Annotated in this window: 21 protein-coding genes; 14 read left to right on the forward strand and 7 right to left on the reverse strand. The window is 64.0% G+C overall.

What is annotated here, in order from left to right; translation table 11 throughout:
* Positions 1-52: 52 nt before the first annotated feature.
* Positions 53-1126: a phosphoribosylformylglycinamidine cyclo-ligase gene (purM, locus tag AC1DW2_RS31020; protein ID WP_477007860.1), complete on the forward strand. Its 1074-nt coding sequence runs from the start codon at positions 53-55 to the stop codon at positions 1124-1126.
* Positions 1127-1140: 14 nt separating this feature from the next.
* Entirely contained in the window at positions 1141-1794 is a 654-nt protein-coding gene (purN, locus tag AC1DW2_RS31025) for a phosphoribosylglycinamide formyltransferase (RefSeq protein ID WP_477007869.1), read from the forward strand.
* A 95-nt stretch (positions 1795-1889) separates the two neighbouring features.
* Here the strand turns inward: purN and AC1DW2_RS31030 are convergent, their stop codons facing one another.
* Positions 1890-2096, reverse strand: coding sequence for a cold-shock protein (locus AC1DW2_RS31030; protein WP_007591938.1), 207 nt, complete (start codon positions 2094-2096; stop codon positions 1890-1892).
* Positions 2097-2469: 373 nt separating this feature from the next.
* On the opposite strand from AC1DW2_RS31030, the gene AC1DW2_RS31035 reads away from it, so the two are divergent.
* Positions 2470-3624 (forward strand): autotransporter outer membrane beta-barrel domain-containing protein, encoded by a 1155-nt coding sequence (locus AC1DW2_RS31035; protein ID WP_439034790.1) that lies wholly within the window; start codon positions 2470-2472, stop codon positions 3622-3624.
* Between the two features lie 20 nt (positions 3625-3644).
* On the opposite strand, the gene AC1DW2_RS31040 is transcribed toward AC1DW2_RS31035, so the two are convergent.
* Entirely contained in the window at positions 3645-4685 is a 1041-nt protein-coding gene (locus tag AC1DW2_RS31040; RefSeq protein WP_208086452.1) for a LysR family transcriptional regulator, read from the reverse strand.
* A gap of 71 nt (positions 4686-4756) precedes the next feature.
* Here AC1DW2_RS31040 and AC1DW2_RS31045 point away from each other — a divergent pair, with 71 nt between their 5' ends.
* Genes AC1DW2_RS31045 through AC1DW2_RS31060 form a run of 4 tightly spaced genes read left to right on the forward strand, consistent with a single transcriptional unit; the run spans position 4757 to position 6775 of the window.
* Positions 4757-5374, forward strand: a complete 618-nt coding sequence (locus AC1DW2_RS31045; protein WP_208086453.1) for a hypothetical protein — start codon at positions 4757-4759, stop codon at positions 5372-5374.
* On the forward strand, positions 5361-5981 hold the full coding sequence (locus AC1DW2_RS31050; RefSeq protein WP_063983664.1) for a GNAT family N-acetyltransferase: 621 nt from the start codon (positions 5361-5363) through the stop codon (positions 5979-5981). Before AC1DW2_RS31045 ends, AC1DW2_RS31050 begins: the two co-directional genes overlap by 14 nt.
* 25 nt (positions 5982-6006) lie before the next feature.
* Entirely contained in the window at positions 6007-6570 is a 564-nt protein-coding gene (locus AC1DW2_RS31055; RefSeq protein ID WP_354122129.1) for an isochorismatase family protein, read from the forward strand.
* 34 nt (positions 6571-6604) lie between these two features.
* Complete coding sequence (locus tag AC1DW2_RS31060; RefSeq protein ID WP_354179772.1) at positions 6605-6775, forward strand: hypothetical protein; 171 nt, start codon at positions 6605-6607, stop codon at positions 6773-6775.
* Between the two features lie 30 nt (positions 6776-6805).
* Here the strand turns inward: AC1DW2_RS31060 and AC1DW2_RS31065 are convergent, their stop codons facing one another.
* Entirely contained in the window at positions 6806-8398 is a 1593-nt protein-coding gene (locus AC1DW2_RS31065) for an FAD-dependent monooxygenase (RefSeq protein ID WP_477007861.1), read from the reverse strand.
* A gap of 95 nt (positions 8399-8493) precedes the next feature.
* Positions 8494-9240 (reverse strand): IclR family transcriptional regulator, encoded by a 747-nt coding sequence (locus AC1DW2_RS31070; protein WP_477007862.1) that lies wholly within the window; start codon positions 9238-9240, stop codon positions 8494-8496.
* A 155-nt stretch (positions 9241-9395) separates the two neighbouring features.
* Between AC1DW2_RS31070 and AC1DW2_RS31075 the strand changes: the two genes are divergently transcribed.
* The 3 genes from AC1DW2_RS31075 (at position 9396) to AC1DW2_RS31085 (ending at position 12304) form a co-directional block, all read left to right on the forward strand.
* Positions 9396-9869: an MFS transporter gene (locus AC1DW2_RS31075; RefSeq protein ID WP_477007863.1), complete on the forward strand. Its 474-nt coding sequence runs from the start codon at positions 9396-9398 to the stop codon at positions 9867-9869.
* Positions 9866-10726 (forward strand): MFS transporter, encoded by an 861-nt coding sequence (locus AC1DW2_RS31080; protein ID WP_477007864.1) that lies wholly within the window; start codon positions 9866-9868, stop codon positions 10724-10726. The genes AC1DW2_RS31075 and AC1DW2_RS31080 overlap by 4 nt, the downstream gene beginning before the upstream one ends.
* A gap of 195 nt (positions 10727-10921) precedes the next feature.
* Entirely contained in the window at positions 10922-12304 is a 1383-nt protein-coding gene (locus tag AC1DW2_RS31085) for an aspartate aminotransferase family protein (RefSeq protein WP_477007865.1), read from the forward strand.
* A gap of 255 nt (positions 12305-12559) precedes the next feature.
* On the opposite strand, the gene rnd is transcribed toward AC1DW2_RS31085, so the two are convergent.
* Both rnd and AC1DW2_RS31095 read right to left on the reverse strand, forming a co-directional pair.
* A complete protein-coding gene (gene rnd, locus AC1DW2_RS31090; RefSeq protein ID WP_063983660.1) occupies positions 12560-13729 on the reverse strand; it encodes a ribonuclease D in 1170 nt (389 codons plus the stop codon).
* A gap of 353 nt (positions 13730-14082) precedes the next feature.
* Positions 14083-14979 (reverse strand): LysR family transcriptional regulator, encoded by an 897-nt coding sequence (locus tag AC1DW2_RS31095; RefSeq protein ID WP_063983659.1) that lies wholly within the window; start codon positions 14977-14979, stop codon positions 14083-14085.
* Between the two features lie 103 nt (positions 14980-15082).
* On the opposite strand from AC1DW2_RS31095, the gene AC1DW2_RS31100 reads away from it, so the two are divergent.
* The gene (locus AC1DW2_RS31100; RefSeq protein ID WP_063983658.1) at positions 15083-16072 is read left to right on the forward strand and encodes a zinc-dependent alcohol dehydrogenase family protein; all 990 of its coding nucleotides are present in this window, start codon (positions 15083-15085) and stop codon (positions 16070-16072) included.
* Positions 16073-16104: 32 nt separating this feature from the next.
* Here AC1DW2_RS31100 and AC1DW2_RS31105 read toward each other — a convergent pair whose 3' ends face one another.
* Entirely contained in the window at positions 16105-16839 is a 735-nt protein-coding gene (locus AC1DW2_RS31105) for a FadR/GntR family transcriptional regulator (RefSeq protein WP_199877100.1), read from the reverse strand.
* Between the two features lie 193 nt (positions 16840-17032).
* Here AC1DW2_RS31105 and AC1DW2_RS31110 point away from each other — a divergent pair, with 193 nt between their 5' ends.
* The 3 genes from AC1DW2_RS31110 to AC1DW2_RS31120 all read left to right on the forward strand — a co-directional run bounded on the left by AC1DW2_RS31110 (position 17033) and on the right by AC1DW2_RS31120 (position 20199).
* Positions 17033-18172 (forward strand): ABC transporter substrate-binding protein, encoded by a 1140-nt coding sequence (locus tag AC1DW2_RS31110; RefSeq protein WP_231144904.1) that lies wholly within the window; start codon positions 17033-17035, stop codon positions 18170-18172.
* 66 nt (positions 18173-18238) lie between these two features.
* On the forward strand, positions 18239-19303 hold the full coding sequence (locus tag AC1DW2_RS31115) for an ABC transporter ATP-binding protein (protein ID WP_063983657.1): 1065 nt from the start codon (positions 18239-18241) through the stop codon (positions 19301-19303).
* Positions 19304-19314: 11 nt separating this feature from the next.
* A complete protein-coding gene (locus AC1DW2_RS31120) occupies positions 19315-20199 on the forward strand; it encodes an ABC transporter permease (protein ID WP_063983656.1) in 885 nt (294 codons plus the stop codon).
* The last annotated feature ends 1 nt before the right edge of the window (position 20200 follow it).

Below are 20200 nucleotides of genomic sequence, written 5' to 3' on the forward strand. Positions count from 1 at the left end.
GCGCGTCCCCGGAATTCGACGTAACCAGCCGCAAACCCACTGGAAATCGGGCATGACCGACCGCAAAAACGGCCTCACTTACGCCGATTCAGGCGTCGATATCGACGCGGGCAACCGCCTGGTCGATCTGATCAAGCCGATGGTGCGCGCCACCGCGCGGCCCGGCGCCGACGCCGAGATCGGCGGATTCGGCGGCCTGTTCGACCTCAAGGCGGCCGGTTTCAAGGACCCCGTCCTGGTCGCCGCGACCGACGGCGTCGGCACCAAGGTCAAGATCGCGATCGAGACCGGCCTGCATGGCGGGATCGGCATCGACCTCGTCGCCATGAGCGTCAACGACCTCGTGGTGCAGGGCGCCGAGCCGTTGTTCTTCCTCGACTATTTCGCCTGCGGCAAGCTCGACCCGGAGACGACCGCCTCGATCGTCGCCGGTGTTGCCGAAGGCTGCCGCGAATCCGGCTGCGCCCTGATCGGGGGCGAGACCGCCGAGATGCCCGGCCTCTACAAGGACGGCGACTACGACCTCGGCGGCTTTGCCGTCGGCGCCGCCGAGCGCGGTACCTTATTGCCGCGCAAGGACATCGCCGCGGGCGATGCCGTGATCGGCCTTGCCTCTTCTGGCGTGCACTCCAACGGCTTCTCGCTGGTGCGCAAGATCGTCGAGCAGTCCGGCCTCAGCTTCGAGGCGCCGGCCCCGTTCGCGCCGGTCATGACGCTCGGCGGCGCGCTTCTGACGCCGACGCGGCTCTACGTCAAATCCTGCCTGCGTGCGATCCGCGAGACCGGCGCGGTGAAGGGGCTTGCCCACATCACCGGCGGCGGTTTCACCGACAACATTCCACGCGTGCTGCCGAGCCATCTTGGCGTCGGCATCGATTTGGCGCGCCTGCCGGTGCTGCCGGTGTTCAAATGGCTGGCTGCTCAAGCCGGCATCGCCGAGCTCGAGATGCTGCGCACCTTCAACTGCGGCATCGGCATGATCGCAATCGTCGAGCCCGACAAGGTCGATCAGGTCGTGCAGGTCTTCAGCGATGCCGGTGAAACGGTGGCGCAGCTCGGTACCGTGATTCCGGCCGAGGGCGAGCACCGCGTCGTCTACAACGGCCACCTCGACCTGGCGCTGTGATGACTGGCGCTGTGATGAAGCGCCGCGTCGCCATCCTGATCTCCGGCCGCGGCTCCAACATGTCCGCGCTGATCAGGGCCGCTGCTGCGGCGGAGTTTCCAGCGGAAATCTCGCTCGTCATCTCCAACAAGGCCGACGCTCTCGGGCTCGAACGCGCAAAGGCGAGCGGCGTCAACACGCTGGTGATCGAAAGCAAGCCGTTCGGCAAGGACCGCGCCGGCTTCGAAAAGCTGCTGCAGGCCGCGCTCGACCAGCACGGCATCGAGCTGATCTGTCTCGGCGGCTTCATGCGCCTGTTCACGGCCGAGTTCACCAAGGCCTGGTATGGGCGGATGCTCAACATCCATCCGTCGCTGCTGCCGTCATTCACTGGTTTGGACCCGCACGGTCAGGCTTTGCGCGCCGGCGTCAAACTGTCTGGCGCGACAGTGCACTTCGTGATCCCCGAGACCGATGCTGGCCCGATCGTGATGCAGGGTGCAGTCCCTGTTAGCGACCACGACACGGGCGCTACGCTGTCGGAGCGCATTCTCGAGGTGGAGCATCGCATCTATCCCGAAGCGCTGCGGTTGCTAGCGACCGGCAAGGTCCGGATCGAGGGCGATGTGTGCAGGACGGACGGAAGCGGGCCCTCGGAGAATTTCCTGGTATCGCCGGTGGTGCGCTGAAGCGCCGTCGCACCGTGTTTCGTCTTCGCAAACAAAATCCCCCGGCAGAGCCGGGGGCATCGTCATGATCTCTCGCGCGAGAGCTTTGAGAGAAATCAGGAGACCTTGAGGTTCTCCGCGGATGCTTTGCCGCGGTTCTCCACGAGGTCGTATTCAACCACCTGGTTCTCATTAAGGGTCGAGAGTCCGGCACGCTCGACGGCCGAGATATGGACGAACACGTCCTTATCGCTGCCGTTCGGCTTGATGAACCCATAGCCCTTGGTCGGGTTGAACCATTTGACGGTGCCCTTTTGCGGCATCGCTCATCTCCTCCACTAGATACAAAAAAGACGCGGCCGCAGTTTCGCGTGCCACGCCACAAACGGGCTTCCGGTAGTCTGTTCGAGTCTCAATGTCGCGAAACGCACAGCCGAGCGGCCAATTCCGATTGTGTCCAATATTGCAACATGAAATTCGCGCGTTAGCAAGCGGTGCACGGCTTTCAAGATCGCGGCGGGTGTCGCTGTCTGCTATTTGCGACCTGTGGCAAGGGAACCACAATCGAGGCAATAGCCCCGCTCCAGCGCGCCCAACCGGTTGACCCTGCGTGGCAGTTCGGCACAAATCGCCGCAAGCGCGCGCCGTTCGTGTTGCATTTTTGCGCTCCGCCACTTTGCTTTGGGATTAGTCGTCATGCGCTGCGCCTTGCAGCTCTCCGGGACACGGCAGACGGTCGGGCTGGGCCGTGTCCGCCGGATCGCGGCTGCGCTCGTCATGGCGCTTGGACTCGTCGTGATGATGTCGGGGACATCAGCCTTCGCGCAGAGTCCGACGCCCACGCCGACCCCGACCCCGACACCCACGGCGTCACCGACCCCCACGCCGACCGCGACCAATTACGACCAGTCGGCCGGCAACAGTGCGCTCTATCTTGGCTCCAATTTCCTGGAGCGGCTCGGCAACCAGGCCTCTGGCGGCGTCAACCGTGCATCGCGCAACAATCCCGGTGGGGGCGGCGCCTCGGCGAGCACGGAGGATCCGCTCTACCGCACCTGGTTCGAAGGCTATGGCATCTCGGTCCGGACCGACGCGCAAGGCGACTTCCTCGGCGACAAGCGCAAGACCTTTGGCGGCGTCGCCGGCTTCGGTGCGCGGGTCGCGCCGGGCGTCAATCTCGGCTTCTCCGTTGACCAGAGCCATACCGACATCGACGTGCCGCTGGCGCTGCAGTCGGCGACGCTCGACCTGACGCAGATCGGTTTCAACGGCTCGGTCGACAAGGGACCGTGGACCTGGGCGTTCGCGGTGGTGCACGGTTTCGGCAAGGTCCGTTCCAGCAGGGACACCGGCTTTGGTCTTGCGACCGCGGGTTATCGTGCCGCGATCGACGGTGGTCTGACCGAGATCAGCTACTACTGGACCAAGGACCAGATGCGCATCGTGCCCAAGGGCGCGCTCGAATATGTGCGCGCCACCAGCGCCGCGTTCCAGGAGGCCGGAGGACTCGATCCATTGAACGTCGGCTCCACGGCACTCTCACGCGCACGCGTGATGATCGGCGCGGAGATCGGGCGGTACTTCATCTACGACCAGAAAATCCTGGACCTGTCGGCCTACGGCAAGTTCGTCGACAATTTCTACCAGAACCTGGGAGCGGTGCAGGTCAGCCTGGGAACCCAGAGCATCGTCGTTCCCGGCATCGGGGAGAGCCGTTACGGCATGGATGCCGGCGCCTCGGCCTCGCTCAGCCTCACCAGCGTCGCGCGGCTCTACATCAACTATGACGGCAAGTTCCGCAACGAATTGACGTCGCATCAGGGGACGGTCGGCTTCGAGTACAGATGGTGAGGGCGAAGCGCGCCCTGCGTCTACGTCGGCGTTGCCGCGACATAACCCGTTAGCCCAAAGCCCTCGCGCGCGGCCGTCATCATTGGCACCAGCGCATTCGGATGGATGAACTCGTCGCGGAAGCAGGGATAGGTCTTGGCATCGAAGATCTTCTTCAGCCAGTCGACCACGATCTTGTGGCGCTCGGAGTTGCGGAATTCCTTGTGATAGGTGAGCCAGAGATCGGCGTGGTGGCTGACGCCCAGATCGACGGCGACGAGCGGTGCGCCGAGCGCGATCGACACGGTCGGCAGGAAGCCGATGCCGGCGCCGCGCTCCACGGCATAGAGCACGCCGACCGAGGAGTTGGTCTTGATCCCGACGATGCCCTCGAGCGACTTCAGTCCAAGCACGCGGGCGTAGGCGCCGTCGTCGACCTGCGGCGCGCTCTGCTTGATGATGCGGTGGTTCTTCAGCTCGGCGAGGGACGCCGGCACGCCGTAGAGGCTCTCGTATTCCCTGGAGACGAAGGGATAGATGTGCAGGCGGCCGAGCTTGGCGACGATCAGGTCGGGATTGGTCGGCGGCTCGAGCTGGATCGCGATGTCGGATTCAAGCCGGGCGACGTCGGCCTGCTCCATCGCGCAGCGCAGATCGACGGTGATCTTGCGATAGGTCTTCTGGAAATCGATCAGCCGCGGCAGGATCCAGAAATTGCCGGGGCCTTCCGTCACCGCGACGCGCACGGTGCCTGACGTGTCGCTCGACGATCGCGAAGCACGCCGGAAGACGTTGAAGGCATGACGCTCCATATGCGCGACGTCGGCGATCATCGCAGCGCCTTCATCGCTGAGCGTCAGTCCGCTCTGGTCGCGCAGGAACAGCTTGCAGTCGATGCTCTCTTCGAGCCGGTCGATCCTGCGCATCAGCGTGGTGGAGGTGAGGCCGAGTTCTTCGGCCGCGTTGCGGAAACTTTTATATTTTGCGCACGCTAAAAAGAGTTTCAAATCGTCCCAGGACGCGTCCAGGGCTTCTTCACGGTGCTGCATCAAAGCAGCACCCCGGTGCAATAACTGCTGCATACGCCAGATCCCCAACCGCTAAGGTCATCGTCATAGCGGGGCACTAAATCCTCGGACGATAGAGGGGTGACATGAGTATGGAAAGGGGCTCCTTTGCCGCAAGGCATGATTTCGATGCATTGCCGCTCAGTCCGGACGTCGATGTCCGATGTGCGCAATCTTCCGAAATTGCTGCGCTTTCTGAAATGGCGCACCGGCTGGTGCCGGGTGTGCAGATCGGAACGGCAGAGCTTGCGCGATATTTCACGTTCGATCCTCAGAGCATCCTGACATTCAGTCGCAAGGGCAATCTGGTCGGCGGCATGGCCTTCTTGTTCCTCAACGACCGCGGACACGATGCGCTGCTGCTCGACGAGATCTGCCTGACCGCACCCGAAACGCGCTATCTCGCTTCCGCGAAGGAAGACGTTGCAGCGATCTACATCTGGGCGATCGCGGCGACAGGCCGGGGTATCGCCGGTCTCGGCAAGGCCGCGGCTCATCTACGTCAGGTAAGGTTTCGCGGCGCGGATTGCTATGCGCAGCCGTCAACCGTGGCCGGACGCGACATCATGAAGGCGACGGGATTCGACCCCGTCCCGAGCTTCCAGCCCGATCTCTGGTGTTACGAGCGGCCCTGGCATCGGCAGCCGATGCGGATGCCGGGCGCGATCATCCAAACAAGGAGTTTTGCAGATGCACGGCACTAGGATTCCCCTCGCCAAGCCCGACTCCCGCGCCATCACCATTCGCCTCGCGCGCGATCCCAACGACCTCATGCTGGTCACCGCCATTCGCGCGGCGGTCTATCTCGCCGAGCAGGATTGTCCGTTCGACGAGGAGTTCGACGGCAACGACATGGTCGCAGCGCACTTCATCGGCTACGTCGGCAACGAGCCTGCGGGTTGCCTGCGGGTACGCTTCTTCGGGGATTTCGCCAAGGTGGAGCGGCTCGCGGTGCGTCATCAATATCGGCGCTCGCGCGTCTCGTTCAAGCTGGTTCAGGCGAGCGTCGACTATGTGAAGCGCAAGGGCTTTCGCAAGATCTACGGCCAGGCGCAGGACCGGCTGGTCGATTTCTGGGCTCATTTCGGCGCCAAGCCGCTCGGTCACAACCGCAAGATCACCTTCTCGGATTTCTCCTACACGGAGATGCTGCTGGAGATCGAGCCGGGGCCGGACGCCATCACGCTGGACAGCGATCCCTATGTGATCATCCGTCCCGAGGGCGATTGGGACCGGCCCGGCGTGCTCGACGCATCCGCGGGGCGGGCGGTGACCTCGCCGCTACGGGACCTCGCACTCGCCGATCACTGAAATTGGTGCAGCTCTGCGCAAGACAATGCTGGCTTCCATTACCGATGATCCGCCGATCCTGGTCTGTGCGGATCTCCAGGTCGAATATCTGACCCCCGGGCGTCGCCATGTCATCCTCGACGGCGAAGCCGCCACCGTGCGCTGCCTGGAGCTCCTGACACTGTGGCGCACCAATCTCTGGCCGGTGATGCATCTGAAGCGCATCGCCCAGGCGGCGTGGTTCAATCCGGCATCCAGGCTGACCGATTGGATCGCGGAGGCGAAGCCGCGACCCGGCGAAATGACGTTCGAGCACCCGCTGCCGTCGGCCTACAGCTCCGCGCGGTTCGTGGACTACATGTCCAATATCCGCAATGTACGCTGCATTCTGGTCGGCTTTTCCCTGGACGAAACCATCCTGGCTACCGCCGTCGACGGGTTTCACCGCAGCCATCGCTACCAGATCGTCACTGACGCCGTCGCCTGCCGGCAGCCGGGCACGGGCGATGCCGCCGTCTACAAACAGTCGGTGGTGAATGTGATCGGGAATTTTGCTACAGTCCATGCCAGCGCCGAACTGATCAGAACCAGCGGCGCCATCGCGGTCTAGGCGGCCGTGGTCGGCGGATGGATGGGGTGGGACATTGTCACGGGGGGACGAGCTCAAGGAGCTGGCGAGCGATTTGTCGCGTGCCGTGGAGACGGCGCGCCGCGTCGGCTTGCCCACGACCGTCTATCTGCTCTCGATGGCGCTGGTGGAGGTGAGGGAAGCCGCTCGCGCTGCCGACGAAGAGGATGACGACGGCGCGGCGTAGGGTTGTGGGCCTGCGGCGAAGGCGTTTCTCTCAGGATCGGCCGACGGCGCGCATCAGGATATCGGATGCGTCATCAGCGTTGTCGCCCGCGTAGGCGACGAATTGATCGGGCCTCACCAGGATCAGCCGCGCCTCGTATTTCTCGCGGCCGCCTGATGCGGTGTCCCTGATCACCCTCAGCGGGATGCCAAGCCGCGCGGCGGCTTGCTCAAGAGCTGTAGCCGCGGTGCCGTCCGTCAGATCGATCAAGGTGAAGCCGTCACCCAATTCCTCGAACACGTTTTTGCCTGACGACAAAGGTTGCGGCGTGAGATGATGACCTGCGCGCGCCGGATAGGCGTGCGAGCCGATCGCGCTGCAGACAGCGCCGGCCGGACCAAAGACGATTGGTGACCCCTCGTAATTCGGCTCGAAGGCGTTGACCTCGGCGCGCGCGCCGGAGTGCCGCTCGCGCCAGGCGGCCTCGAAATCCGCCCGATCGCGCGCCGGATCGTGCCGGCGAAGAAAATCGCGGTCGCGGAAGATCGGCGTCTCGATGAAATCGCGCGCGGTGGACGCAAACACCGGACGCCGCTCGGCATCGTAGCTGTCGAGCAGACCGGCTGGCGCCCAGCCTTGCAGCGTCGCGGCGAGCTTCCACGCCAGATTTGCGGCGTCCTCGAAGCCGGTGTTGATGCCATAGCCGCCATAGGGCGGATGGCTGTGCGCGGCGTCTCCGGCGACGAAGACGCGGCCTGCGCGGTAGCTGTCCGCGACCGTGAAGCGAAGATCCCAGAATCCGATGTGCTCGAATTCGATGTCGAATTGTGCGCCGGCGGCATCGTGGAGCAAGCGTCGGAAATCGAAATTGTCGGCGGTGGTGTCCGCGGGAACGGGAGCATGGAAGAACCAGGTGCTGCCGAGATCGACCCGGCCGAAGAACTTCCAATAGCCCTCGAGGTCCGGATGCAACACGCTGTAGAACGACTTGCCTGGAAAGGCCTCGAGCAGTCGATGCAATTCGACGGAGCGAAACACCAGCAGCACCATCAGCCGGTCGTGGTCGGAGCGGGTCTGGGTGATGCCGGCGCGTTCGCGCACGATCGATCGGCTGCCATCGCAGCCGATCACGTAGTCGGCGCGAAGGCTCTGTATCATCCCGTCGCGATTTTCGATGTCGAGGCCCACGCCCTCGGCGTCAGGCCGGACATCCCGGCAGGTCCAGCCGTATTGCAGGTCAATGGAGGGAAGCTGTGCCGCCCGTTGCCGCAACACGGCTTCGGTCGCGTATTGCGGCAGGCGTTCGTTGTCGGTGAAATAGAAGGGGCGGACGAGCTCGCGCTGCAGCCAGTTGTAATTGTAGCCGCTGAGCAGCGTCCCGTAGCTGGTCATTCCGCCGATGCCGTAGTCGGGAGGAATGGTGCGGGCCGCGCGCAGCGCTGCCTCCGCGCCCCAGAAATGGAAATGCTCCATCGTCCGCTGCGTGAGGTTCTGTCCCTTGGGGATCGGCTGCGGCTGTTCGTGGCGTTCCACGACGATGGTCTTGATGCCACGCTGGCCAAGGCCGATCGCCAGACCCATCCCGACCGGTCCGCCGCCGACGATCACGACGGGCGCGTCGCTATCCGCTGAAGCCTGCCTCACATCGCTTCCCCACGATTGTCATCGCGCGAGGCGCGATCGCTCGTCCTCATGAGATGTCGCACAGATCTCGTCAAGTAAAATCTCAAATAATGAGATTATTCTGTCGCGGCCTCGGAGATCTGCCGGGCCGCTTCGCGGACCTCCGCGCTGATGCGATCGATCAACTCGCCCTTGGCATGTGGTCCGGCGATCGTGATGCAGAGGCTTGCGATCGGGTAGCCCGCATCGAGGATCGGTGCGGCGATCCCGACCGCGCCCGGTGTCACTTCGCCAAAGGCAACGGCGACGCCGGCGCGCCGCACGCGTTTCAGCGCTGCCAGGATTTCGTCGGAGGTGTCGCCGACGCCGACGCTGCGCAGATCGGCGGCATAGCGCGTCACCAGTGGCATCACGCGCTGCTTGGGCAGAAAGGCCATGATCGAGCGCGCGATTGCGCCGCGTCCCATCGCCATCGGTCGGCCGCGCGGATAGCTGCTTACGGGATTCACGACGGAGGCGATTGAAGCCACGCACAGCATCTTTTCGCCGTACCAGCGCACGACCAGGGCCGTACAGGGGTGCGCGGCCGACAGCCGCTCCAGATGCGGGGTGGCTGCTGCGATCAGCGGATCGGAACGGCGGCTGAGATAGTCCATCTCCACCACGCGCGGGCCAAGCGCGAACCGGCCGCCGCGCGTCGGCATCACGAAGCCGCTGTCCTTCAAGCTCTTCAGATAGCGATACAGCGTCGGCCTCGTGTAGCCGAGCTCCTTCATGAGCTCTTCGGGCGACCATTGCGGCCGTGCCTCGGTGAAGAGATCGAGCACGGCAAGGACTCGATCCTGACTGTTTGCTTTGACCAAGTGAGATTCGATCCAGCTTCGCGTATTGGCCGTGATACCCGCATTCGCGGCGGCCGCAAAACGGCGGCACGGCAGTGGCTTGCCTTCGTTATAATCTCACTATAAGAGATTTTAAGAAGAATAATAGTGCATGAGCTGCCGGGGAGGGGTTGGGCATGGCCGTCACAGCTACGGATGAGATCGTGTCGGGCACGGTCGATGTTCCCGCCTATGTCGATCGTCAGCCGGTCGGCGCCTTTCAGATCCGGGTCCTGCTCGTCTGCGCCGCGGTGCTGTTCATCGACGGCTTCGACACCCAGGCCATCGGTTATGTCGCGCCTGCAGTCGCGCAGGAATGGAAGCTGGCGCGTGGCAGCCTCGGTCCGGTGTTCAGCGCGGGGCTTCTGGGCCTCATGATCGGCGCCCTGATCTTCGGTCCGATGGCCGACAGGATCGGTCGCCGCCGTATCATCCTCGCAAGCACGCTGGTGTTCGGCATCGGGACGCTGCTCACCGTGTTCGCGGTGGACACGACCTGGCTGATCGCGTTGCGCGTTCTGACCGGCCTTGGTCTCGGCGGTGCAATGCCCAATGCGATTGCGCTGACCTCCGAGTTCAGCCCGCATCGCCGCCGCGCCACCATGTCATGATCATGTTCGCAGGCTTTTCGATCGGTGCGGCCCTGGGCGGGTTGCTGGCGGCCGCCATGATCCCGGCTTTCGGCTGGCGCTCGGTGTTCCTCGTCGGCGGCCTCGTGCCGCTGCTGCTTCTGCCTTTGCTCTTCAAGGCGTTGCCGGAGTCGATCCGGTTCCTGGCGATGATGGGCGGCCGCGACCGCGAGGTGGCGAACCTCCTGCAAAAGCTAGCCCCGGGGGTATCCATCGCCGGCAACGCCAAATTCGTAGTCCAGGAGCCCAAATTGTCGGGATTGCCCGTCGCGCATTTGTTTGCGGAGGGCCGCGCACCGGTGACGGTCCTGCTCTGGGTCGTGTTCTTCATGAGCCTGCTCGACCTGTATTTGCTGTCGAACTGGCTGCCCACCGTGCTGAACGATCTCGGCGTGTCGGTTTCGGGGGCGGCCGCGATTGGTGCGATGCTCCAGGTCGGCGGCGTGGTCGGCACGTTCACGCTCGGCCAGTTCATCGACCGCTTCTCGTTTCGCGCGTTGTCGCTGACCTATCTCGGGGCGGCGGTCGCGGTTGCGGCCGTCGGCATGGCCAGCCATTCGATCGTGCTGGTCACGATCGCGATCTTCGCGTCGGGATTTTGCATCGTCGGGGGACAGATCGCCTCGAACGCGCTGACGGCGACCTTCTATCCGACGGCGATCAGATCGACCGGCGTGGGCTGGGCGCTGGGCATCGGCCGCATCGGCTCGATCGTGGGGCCTCTGATCGGCGGCGTGATGCTGGCCCGCGACATGGGACCGCAGCCGCTGTTTGGCGCTGCGGCCGTCCCGGCATTGATCGCCGCGGCGGCGGCCTTCGTGCTGGCACGGCGAGGCTAGCCGAGGCGATATATCCTGCCGAAGTGCCAGCGCTGCTTTCCTGCAACGCTCGTGTGCGCTTGTTGCCAACGAAATGACGTTGCAAGTTGCGGCCTGCCGCAATAGCCAAGATGTCGACGTTTTCTTTGGACAAGCTCGTCGTTTGGACAGGTCTGCGTCATGACCTGCAATGACGCACCGTTGAGGAATCCCGCAATGTCCATGCTGCCCAATTCGCAAGAGGCCCGGGATGTGGCCTACCAGCTCCATTCCTATACCAATGCGCGCGCGCATCAGCAGACCGGTCCGCTGGTGATCGAGCGCGGCGAGGGTCCTTACGTGTTCGACGCGTCGGGCAAGCGCTATTTCGAGGCCATGGCCGGCCTGTGGAGCGTCGGGCTCGGCTTCAACGAGAAGCGGCTGGTCGAGGCGGCGCACAAGCAGATGCTGGCGCTGCCGTTCTACCATACGTTCTCCGCCAAATCGCACGGGCCCTCGATCGACCTTGCCGAGAAGCTGGTGGCGCTCGCGCCGGTGCCGATGAGCAAGGTGTTCTTCACCAATTCCGGCTCGGAGGCCAACGACACTGTCCTCAAGCTGATCGCCTATCGCTCCAACGCGCTCGGCCAGCCGCAGCGCAAGAAGATCATCAGCCGGATGCGCGCCTATCACGGCGTCACCATTGCCTCGGCAAGCCTCACCGGCCTGCCGAACAACCACCGCTCGTTCGACCTGCCGCTGCCCAACATCCTGCACACGGGCTCGCCGCATTTCTACAAGGACGGCGCGCCCGGTGAGAGCGAGGAGGCGTTCGCAACGCGCCGGGCCGAGGAGCTCGACACGCTGATCCAGAAGGAAGGCCCGGATACGATCGCGGCCTTCTTCGGCGAGCCGGTGATGGGCGCGGGCGGCGTCGTCGTGCCGCCGGCGACTTATTGGGAGAAGATCCAGGCCGTCCTGAAGAAGTACGACATCCTGCTGGTCGCAGATGAGGTCATCTGCGGCTTCGGCCGCACCGGCAAGATGTTCGGCTGCGAGACCTACGGCATCAAGCCGGACGTGATGGTGGTCTCCAAGCAGATCACCTCGAGCTATTTCCCGCTGTCGGCGATCATCCTGAACGATCGCATGTTCGAGCCGATCGCGGACGAGAGCAACAAGATCGGCGTGCTCGGCCACGGTTTCACCGCGGGCGGCCATCCCGTCGGCTCGGCCATTGCGCTGGAGAACCTCAAGATCATCGAGGAGCGCGGCCTGGTCGCGCACGCCGCCGAGCTCGGCGGCTACATGCAGGGCAAGCTGCGCGAGCTCACCAGCGATCCGCTGGTCGGCGAGGTCCGCGGCGTCGGCATGATCGCGGCGATCGAGCTCGTGCTCGACAAGGGACGCAAGACGGCCGCCAGCACGCCCGGCGCCGTCGGCGGCATCGCCAGCCGCATGCTCCAGGAGCGCGGCGTGATCTCGCGCAACATGCTGGATGCCATCGCCATCTGCCCGCCGCTGATCGTCACCAAGGCCCAGATCGACGAGCTGGTCGCGGCGATCACGGGCGTGCTGAACGACATGAAGCCGGAAGTGGCGAAGCTGACGCCGGCGTAGGCTCTCTCCTCGTCATTGCGAGGAGCCCGCAACAAAATTGCGAAGCAATTTTGCGCTGGCGACGAAGCAATCCAGACCGTCTCCGCGGAAAGATTCTGGATTGCTTCGCTTCGCTCGCAATGACGGCGTTGATGCAGTGAGCCTCGATTTATCACCGTCACCCTGAGGTGCTCGCCTCTTCGGCGAGCCTCGAAGGGCGACGGCCGACTGGCCGCAGCGGGGGCCGCTCATCCTTCGAGGCTCACGCCTCGCGCCTCAGGATGACGGTTTAACCGGCTCCACCCGTTGGACCCCGATCACGCGGCCTTTCTCGATCGCGAGCGCCAGCTCGCCGCGCTTGAGCTTCAAGGCGGCGTCGCCGAACAACTCGCGGCGCCAGCCGCGCAAGGCCGGGACGTCGGCCTCGTCGTCGGCTGCGATCTCTTCGAGATCGTCGACGGTGGCGATCACCTTGCTGGCGACCGCGTGGCGCTCCGCGGTCATGCGCAGCAGGACCTTCAACAGCTCGACGATGGCGGCGCCATTGTTGTTGTTGCGCGGCTTCTCCAGCTTCGGCAGCGTCGCAAAATCCCGCGCCAGCCCGCGCTCGACCGCGGCGACGATGTCCGCGCCCCATTTGGATTTCTCGAACCCCTTCGGCACCGAGCGCAGATGGGCGAGCTTCTCCAGCGTGTTCGGCGCGTGGGTCGCGATGTCGCTGATGGCTTCATCGCGCAGCACGCGGCCGCGCGGCACGTCGCGGCTCTGCGCTTCCTGCTCGCGCCAGGCCGCGACCTCCATCAGGACCGCGAGATCCTTGGGCTTGCGGACCCGCGTCTTCAGCCGTTCCCAGGCGCGCTCGGGATGGAAGTCGTAGGTCCTGGGCGAGGTCAGGACCTCCATCTCGATGGAGACCCATTCGCTGCGGCGCCGCTTCTTGAGATCGGCATCGAGCGCGGCGAACACGTCGCGCAGGTGCGTGACGTCGGACACCGCGTAGTGCATCTGCTCTTTCGTCAGCGGCCGGCGCGACCAGTCGGTGAAGCGGTGGGTCTTGTCGGGCCGGTGGCCCGTGACCTTCTCGACCAGCGCGTCATAGGCGATGCTGTCGCCGTAGCCGAGCACCATGGCCGCGACCTGGGTGTCGAACACCGGGTGCGGGATGATGTTGGCCTGGTGCCAGATGATCTCGATGTCCTGGCGGGCGGCATGGAATACCTTCAGCACGCCCTCGTTGCCCATCAGGTCGAAGAACGGCTTGAGGTCGATCCCCTCGGCCAGGGTGTCGATGACGATCGCTTCCTCGGGGCTGGCCATCTGCACCACGCACAGCAGCGGGTAGTAGGTGGTTTCGCGCAGGAACTCGGTATCGACTGTAATAACGGGGTGCTTGGCCAGCCGGCTGCAGGCAGCCGCGAGGTCAGCGGTGGTGGTAATCAAATCCATGAACGGCCCATGACACTTGGTATCAGCCGTTCTGCCGAAAGCGCTGTGATGTCAAGGGGCTCTAAGCGAATTCGAGCATTGCATCGGGCCGGAATCGTCTCTTTCCGACGAAATTCCTATTCGTAACGGATCCGGTGCGAGGATTTGCGCGCGCAGGGCAGCGCCACCACGACCACGCACATGGCGACCAGCGCCAGCCCCAGGAACTCGAAAACCAACAGATCCACGGCGAAATCTCCAGAAACATTGATAGATTTGTCGGGGGTACGTTGAGGGTCTGTTAATGCTCGTGGTTACCGGCCGCCCGGCAAGCCGGATGGTGGACGGGGAGTTAACGGGGGCGGGCTCGACCATCACCCCATGAGCTTCGGCAAGGCGGCGAGCGCGTCCACGGCGGCACGCACTTTTGGCGGAATCCGGGGCGAACGGGGCCACAGCGCGTGGCAGTCGTAGAGGAATTCGGGCTGGCCTTCGAGGAGGCCGACCAGCGCGCCGCTGTTGAGACGCTCGCGGACCAGCCAATAAGGCAGCCAGGCGAGCCCCATGCCCTGTGCGGCGGCGTCCGCGATCGCCTCCATATCGTCGAGCCTCAGCCTGCCTGACGGCATGATCTCGCGTGCCGGCTGGTCGGCTTGTGGAAACAGCCATGGCCGGACGCGTCCAGAGCGGCGATAGATGATCGCCTGATGCGCGGCGAGATCGTCGAGCGATTTTGGTTTGCCGTTGGCGCGTAAATAGGACCGCGCGCCGCACACCACCATGCGCTGGCTTGCGATGCGCCGCGTGATCAGACCGGACTGGTCGTCGAGATCGCCGGTCCGGATCGCAAGATCGTAGCCGGCCTCGATGATGTCAGCGATGGGATCGCCGAAGGAGAGGTCGAGCTCGAGATGCGGATATTTTCGCGCGAGCTTCATCAACAGAGGGGCGATGCAGTGCCGTCCGAGCAGGGCAGGCATGGTCACGCGCAGCCTGCCGCGCGGCGCGGAGAGTTCATCGGCCACGACGGCGTCGGCGGCTTCGGCCTCGCTGAGTACCGCGCGGCAGCGCTCGTAGTAGGCCTGGCCAGCCTCGGTCAGGCTCTGGCGCCGCGTGGTGCGGTTGAGGAGGCGGACGCCGAGACGTTCTTCGAGGAAGCGCACATGCTTGCCGACCATCGGCCCCGACATCTCCAGGGCGTCGGCCGCGGCCGCGAACGAACCGAGATCGACGGCCCGGACGAATACGGCCATGCTGGTCAGGCGGTCCATGATTGAAAACTCCTGGTTTCGACTGTTCGCGTATTCGGGCCATTTATCCACTTCGGTGGGATCGGCATAGCTCCATTCAGTTCAATTGTTTTGGAGTGTATCCATGACCCGCGTCGTTCGCTTTCACCGGCATGGCGGTCCCGAAGTGCTGTGCATCGAGACCGTCGACGTTCCACCGCCGGCAAAGGGCGAGGTGCAGATCCGGGTCAGGGCGCTCGGTCTCAACCGTGCGGAGGCGCTGTTGCGGACGGGCACCTATATCGAGACCGCGACATTTCCGTCCGGCCTTGGTCTGGAGGCGGGAGGTATCGTCGAGGCCATCGGCGAAGGCGTGGCCGGCTTTGCACCGGGAGAGGCGGTCAGCATCGTGCCGCCGCTGTCGATGGTGCGATGGCCGGCCTATGCCGAGCTCGCGACGTTTCCGGCCGAGCTCGTCGTGAAGCATCCGCCCGAGCTTGGCTTCGAGGCGGCGGCCGCGGTGTGGATGCAGTATCTGACGGCCTACGGCGCGCTGGTCGACATCGCCGGACTTGGGCGAGGGGACGTCGTCGCCATCACGGCGGCATCGAGCAGTGTCGGGCTTGCGGCCATCCAGATCGCGAACCGGATCGGCGCTTTCCCGGTCGCCCTGACGCGGACCTCGGCCAAGCAGCGCGCCTTGCGCGAGGCCGGCGCCGCCCACGTGATCGCCTTGGACGAGGAGGACATCGAAGCGCGGCTGGCAGTGATCGCCGGTGCGAGCGGCGTCCGCGTGGTGTTTGACGCCGTCGGCGGTCCCGCATTCGAGCCGCTGACCGCGGCGATGTCACGGGGCGGAATCCTGATCGAGTATGGTGGGCTGAGCCCCGCGCCGACGCCGTTCCCGCTCTTCAACGTGTTGACCAAGAGCCTGGTCCTGCGCGGCTACCTCGTGCACGAGATCATCCGCGATCCCGTGCGCCTTGCGAAAGCAAAGGCGTTCATCCTCGACGGGTTGTCAGACGGCAGCTTGAAGCCGGTGATCGCCAGAACGTTCCCGTTCGAGGAGATCGTCGAGGCGCATCGCTTCCTGGAGTCGAACAATCAGTTCGGCAAGATCGTTGTGACGATCTAACCGCGCGCGGCGCGTGGCTCACGTCGCGGCGATCAGCCCCCCTCGAATATTCTCTTGCGGGCATTTTCGACATGCGTGCGCATGGCGCGGCGGGCGCCGTCCTCGTCTTGTGCCTCGATGGCCTCGAACACGCGGCGATGCTCCTGCTGTCCCCTGAGAATGCGGCCGCGCGGCTGAATGAGCGACAGGTTGCGGTTGAGATTGACGCCAATGGCGATCTGCTCCCTCAACGAGGTCAGCGTCTCGACAAAGAACCGGTTGCCGCTCGCCTCCGCAATCGTGCGGTGGAAGAGGAGATCTTCCTCGACACCAAGGCCGCCCTCGCGCCCTTGGGCGACCATCGTATCCAGCCTGGTCAGCACCTGCTGAATGCGGCGCAGGCTTTGCCTGTCCCGGTTGCGGGCGGCGAGGGCCGCGGCATCGCCCTCGACGGCCATCCGGAACACGAAGCAGCGCTGGATGTCGGGGATGCTACTGACAGGCGCGAAGTCGAAGGCATTGGCGGCCGGACGCCGGGTCACGAACCAGCCCGCGCCCTGGCGTGATGCAATCAGCCCGTCGTCGCGCAATCGCGTCAGCGCCTCGCGAACGACGGGCCGCGAAACGCCCAGGAGTTCGGCAAGGCCATTCTCGGGCGGTAACCGGCAGTTCACGGGAAGGATGCCGATCGCGATCTGACCCAGCACATGGTCGTAGATCCGGTCGCTCAATCGTCCCGTCGAGGACGACAGCGGCAACTCCGCGGATTTCATCGCAGGCTTTTTCAAGTCCGGCTCCGTCCGGTTTTGCGTTCGGCTTCCAAACAAGTTTTTGACATTTCAGTCCGTGCACAAGGCGCTCGGCCGCCAGCTCAAAACAGCTACAGAACAGACCGCTTGACAACCAGCGAAGATTTCGTCGATGCTTGCCTTACAAATAAATAACAAGTTGCGCAAAAAATAAAGCGCGTGGGAGGCGAGAATGAAACCGAGGTCAGCAACCCCAATGGTCGCCGTCCTGCTGGGGGCGTGTCTATGCAGCGGAGCCCTTGCCGCTCCGATCAGTCTTTCGATCATCGATACCGGCGGTGACCTGGCCTCGGTGCAGACCATCATCGAGAACTACAAGAAGGCGAATCCGGACAAGGTCAGCGAGATCAGAATCCAACGCGCGCCCGCGCCGGAGCTTCCGGCCAAGATCAAGGCGCAGCAGGACGCCGGACGCCTCGATATCAATCTGGTGCTGACCGGGCAGGATGGCGGCGCACTGCTGGCCCAGAACGGCCAGCTCATCGCCATCCCCGATTATCAGAAGAGCTTTCCGCGCGACGGCCTCACCGATGCGGGCAAGGCGCTTTACGACGAGGGCAAGGGCGTCCTCATTCCGTCAGTCGGCAATGCCGGTGGACCGGTGCTGATCTACAATCCGGCGAAGGTGCCGAGCCCGCCGAAGACCGCGCAGGAATTGCTGACTTGGGTGAAGGCGAACCCGGGCAAATTCATGTATGCGCGTCCGGCGAACAGCGGGCCGGGCCGCGCGATCCTCCAGGGCTTTGCCTTCATTCTCGGGGACTCCAAGCCGCTCGACCCCGAAAAGGGCTGGGACAAGAGCTGGGATTTCCTGAAAGAGCTCGGCAAGTCCGTCGAATATTATCCGACCGGTACCGCGATCACGTTGAAGGAATTCGCCCAGGGGCAGCGCTGGATGATCGCCGGGATCATGGAATGGGACATGAAGCCGCGCGCGCAGAGCGTAATCCCGCCGGACTCGAAGATCGCAATCTTGGAGAACACCACGTTCGTGGTGGACGGTCACTATTGGTGCATCCCGAAGGGCGTGCCGCAGGAACAGGTCGATGTCATCGTCGACCTCATGAAGTTCATGTGGAAGCCGGAGCAGCAGGCGCTCACCTGGAAAGCCTTCATCGGGCCGGTCGTGAAGGCCGCAGCCCTCGCATCGGCGCCCAAGGAAATCCAGGACGAGGTGAAGGAATTCTGGCGTCCTGAATATGATCAGATCGGGACCAAATGGAAAGTATCGCCTCCGCTGGGCGTGACCGAGCTGAGCTACGCGATGGAACGGTGGGACCGTGAGGTCGGCGCCGATCAGGTCAAGAAATAACAAGAACCGGGACCAAGATGCGAGGGCGCGCAGGTGCGGCCCTCGCGCGCGTATGCGGGGCGGGGAATGGCCGACTCTATCGATAAGCTGCAGATGTCGATCACCAAGCGTTATGGCGGCAAGGTGGTGCTCGACCACTTTCCGCTGGAGGTCGGCGGCCGCGAGTTCGTCACCTTCCTGGGGCCGAGCGGCTGCGGAAAGTCTACGGCGCTCGGCATCATCGCGGGCCTCGTGCCGCCGAGCGACGGCGAGATCCATCTCAATGGACGACGGATTGACGATGTCTCGCCCGAAAAGCGCGGGTTCGGCATGGTGTTCCAGAACTACGCGCTGTTTCCGCATCTGACTGTGTTCGGCAACGTCGCCTTCGGCCTCTCTCTCCAGAAGCGGCCGTCTGCGGAAATCGAGCAGCGCGTGCGGGGCATGCTCGGTCTGGTACGTCTTGCCGGTTATGAAGACCGCTATCCCGGTCAGCTCTCGGGCGGACAGCAGCAGCGTGTCGCCATCGCGCGCGCGCTTGTGCTGCACCCTCGGTTGATGCTGTTCGACGAGCCGTTGTCCAACCTTGACGCAAAGCTCCGCGTCGAGATGCGCGCCGAGATCAAGCAGCTGCACGCACAGCTCGGCCTGACCTCCATCTACGTCACCCACGACCAGGCCGAAGCTCTCTCGCTCTCCGACCGCATCGTCGTGCTGCGCGAAGGTGTGCTCATGCAGGTCGGGACGCCGCAGGAAATCCACGACCGTCCCAAGAACGTCTTCGTGGCGGATTTCATGGGCTTCCGAAATTTCCTCGATGTGACGCTCGGCAAGGAAGCGGGCGGTATGATCGAAGCCGGTTTCAAGGGGCAAATCCTGCAGGCCAGGGCCAGGGATAGCTTCCGCCCGGGCGAGCACGCCGTTCTGGCCATCCGGCCGGAAGATGTGCGTCTCGGCAAGTCTGGTGATGGCGTCAATGTGCTGCGCGGCAAGGTCGAGCTGGTCGAGTATCTCGGACGCGAGCAGGAGGCCGAGATCGCGCTCAATGGCGACGCAAGGCTCTGGGTCCGCTCGCACGAGAAGCTCGTATTGGGCGAGATGCTGGATCTGACCTTGCCGGCGGACAAATTCGTCCTGCTGCGTCGCGAGTGAGGGGACAGATCGTGGCTCGCATCCGCTCTGATTCTCGCAGCGAACTGGACCTCGTCGCGATCCTCTGTCTTGCGCCGTCGCTGCTCTACGTGCTCGCGATGTTCGTCTACCCGTTCCTCTACGGGATCTACATCAGCTTGCAGCCGAAGAAGCGCGACGCCGGGATATTCTCGAACTATGTCGCGTTCTTCAACGACGCCTACCAGTACAATACGATCAAGACGACCTTCATGTTGGCGTTGCCGACGACGGTCGCGGTCGTGTTGGTTGCGCTGTTCCTCGCATACGGCATGCGGCGCGGCATCTGGTTCGAGCGCACCATCACGACCATTCTCGTGCTTCCGATCTCGCTCGGTGTCGTCTTCCTGTCGGAAGGGATCCTCGGCTTCTACGGCCACAATGGCTGGCTCAACCAGTTGCTGCTTGCGGTCGGATTGATCCAGAATCCGCTCGAGCTGACGCATAATTCGATCGGCGTCACCTTCTCGCTGTTCATGCAGAACTTTCCGTTCTGCTTCCTGATGTTGCTCGGTTACATCTCCGGCATCGACCCGAGCCTGGAAAGCTCCGCACGCATGCTGGGCGCCGGTCCCTGGACCATCTTCCGGCGCGTCATGTTCCCGTTGATCGCACCGGGCCTGATCATCGCGTTTGCCCTCGTCTTCGTGATGAGCTTTGCCGTGTTTCCATCCGCGGTGATGGTTGGCCAGCCGGCCGGTTCGACGCGGACGATCTCGATCGCGGCCTACCAGCAGGCCTTCGAGCAATATGACATGTCCTACGCATCCGCGATCGCGGTCATCATGGGGCTCTGCCAGCTCGCGGCGCTGGTGGTCATCGTGCTGGTGCGCCGCCGCATGACGATTGCAACAACCATGGGCGTCGGCAAACGCTGAG

Source organism: Bradyrhizobium sp. P3_C3, assembly GCF_056402655.1.

Excerpts from the sequence above, each read along its gene's own strand:
- AC1DW2_RS31095 (WP_063983659.1), bottom strand. The coding sequence starts at position 14,979 with ATGGACCGCCTGACCAGCATGGCCGTATTCGTCCGGGCCGTCGATCTC.
- purN (WP_477007869.1), top strand. The coding sequence starts at position 1,141 with ATGAAGCGCCGCGTCGCCATCCTGATCTCCGGCCGCGGCTCCAACATG.
- AC1DW2_RS31055 (WP_354122129.1), top strand. The coding sequence starts at position 6,007 with ATGCTGGCTTCCATTACCGATGATCCGCCGATCCTGGTCTGTGCGGAT.
- AC1DW2_RS31100 (WP_063983658.1), top strand. The coding sequence starts at position 15,083 with ATGACCCGCGTCGTTCGCTTTCACCGGCATGGCGGTCCCGAAGTGCTG.
- AC1DW2_RS31045 (WP_208086453.1), top strand. The coding sequence starts at position 4,757 with ATGAGTATGGAAAGGGGCTCCTTTGCCGCAAGGCATGATTTCGATGCA.
- AC1DW2_RS31035 (WP_439034790.1), top strand. The coding sequence starts at position 2,470 with ATGCGCTGCGCCTTGCAGCTCTCCGGGACACGGCAGACGGTCGGGCTG.
- AC1DW2_RS31110 (WP_231144904.1), top strand. The coding sequence starts at position 17,033 with ATGAAACCGAGGTCAGCAACCCCAATGGTCGCCGTCCTGCTGGGGGCG.
- rnd (WP_063983660.1), bottom strand. The coding sequence starts at position 13,729 with ATGGATTTGATTACCACCACCGCTGACCTCGCGGCTGCCTGCAGCCGG.
- AC1DW2_RS31075 (WP_477007863.1), top strand. The coding sequence starts at position 9,396 with ATGGCCGTCACAGCTACGGATGAGATCGTGTCGGGCACGGTCGATGTT.
- AC1DW2_RS31040 (WP_208086452.1), bottom strand. The coding sequence starts at position 4,685 with ATGCAGCAGTTATTGCACCGGGGTGCTGCTTTGATGCAGCACCGTGAA.
- purM (WP_477007860.1), top strand. The coding sequence starts at position 53 with ATGACCGACCGCAAAAACGGCCTCACTTACGCCGATTCAGGCGTCGAT.
- AC1DW2_RS31115 (WP_063983657.1), top strand. The coding sequence starts at position 18,239 with ATGGCCGACTCTATCGATAAGCTGCAGATGTCGATCACCAAGCGTTAT.
- AC1DW2_RS31050 (WP_063983664.1), top strand. The coding sequence starts at position 5,361 with ATGCACGGCACTAGGATTCCCCTCGCCAAGCCCGACTCCCGCGCCATC.
- AC1DW2_RS31080 (WP_477007864.1), top strand. The coding sequence starts at position 9,866 with ATGATCATGTTCGCAGGCTTTTCGATCGGTGCGGCCCTGGGCGGGTTG.
- AC1DW2_RS31030 (WP_007591938.1), bottom strand. The coding sequence starts at position 2,096 with ATGCCGCAAAAGGGCACCGTCAAATGGTTCAACCCGACCAAGGGCTAT.
- AC1DW2_RS31085 (WP_477007865.1), top strand. The coding sequence starts at position 10,922 with ATGTCCATGCTGCCCAATTCGCAAGAGGCCCGGGATGTGGCCTACCAG.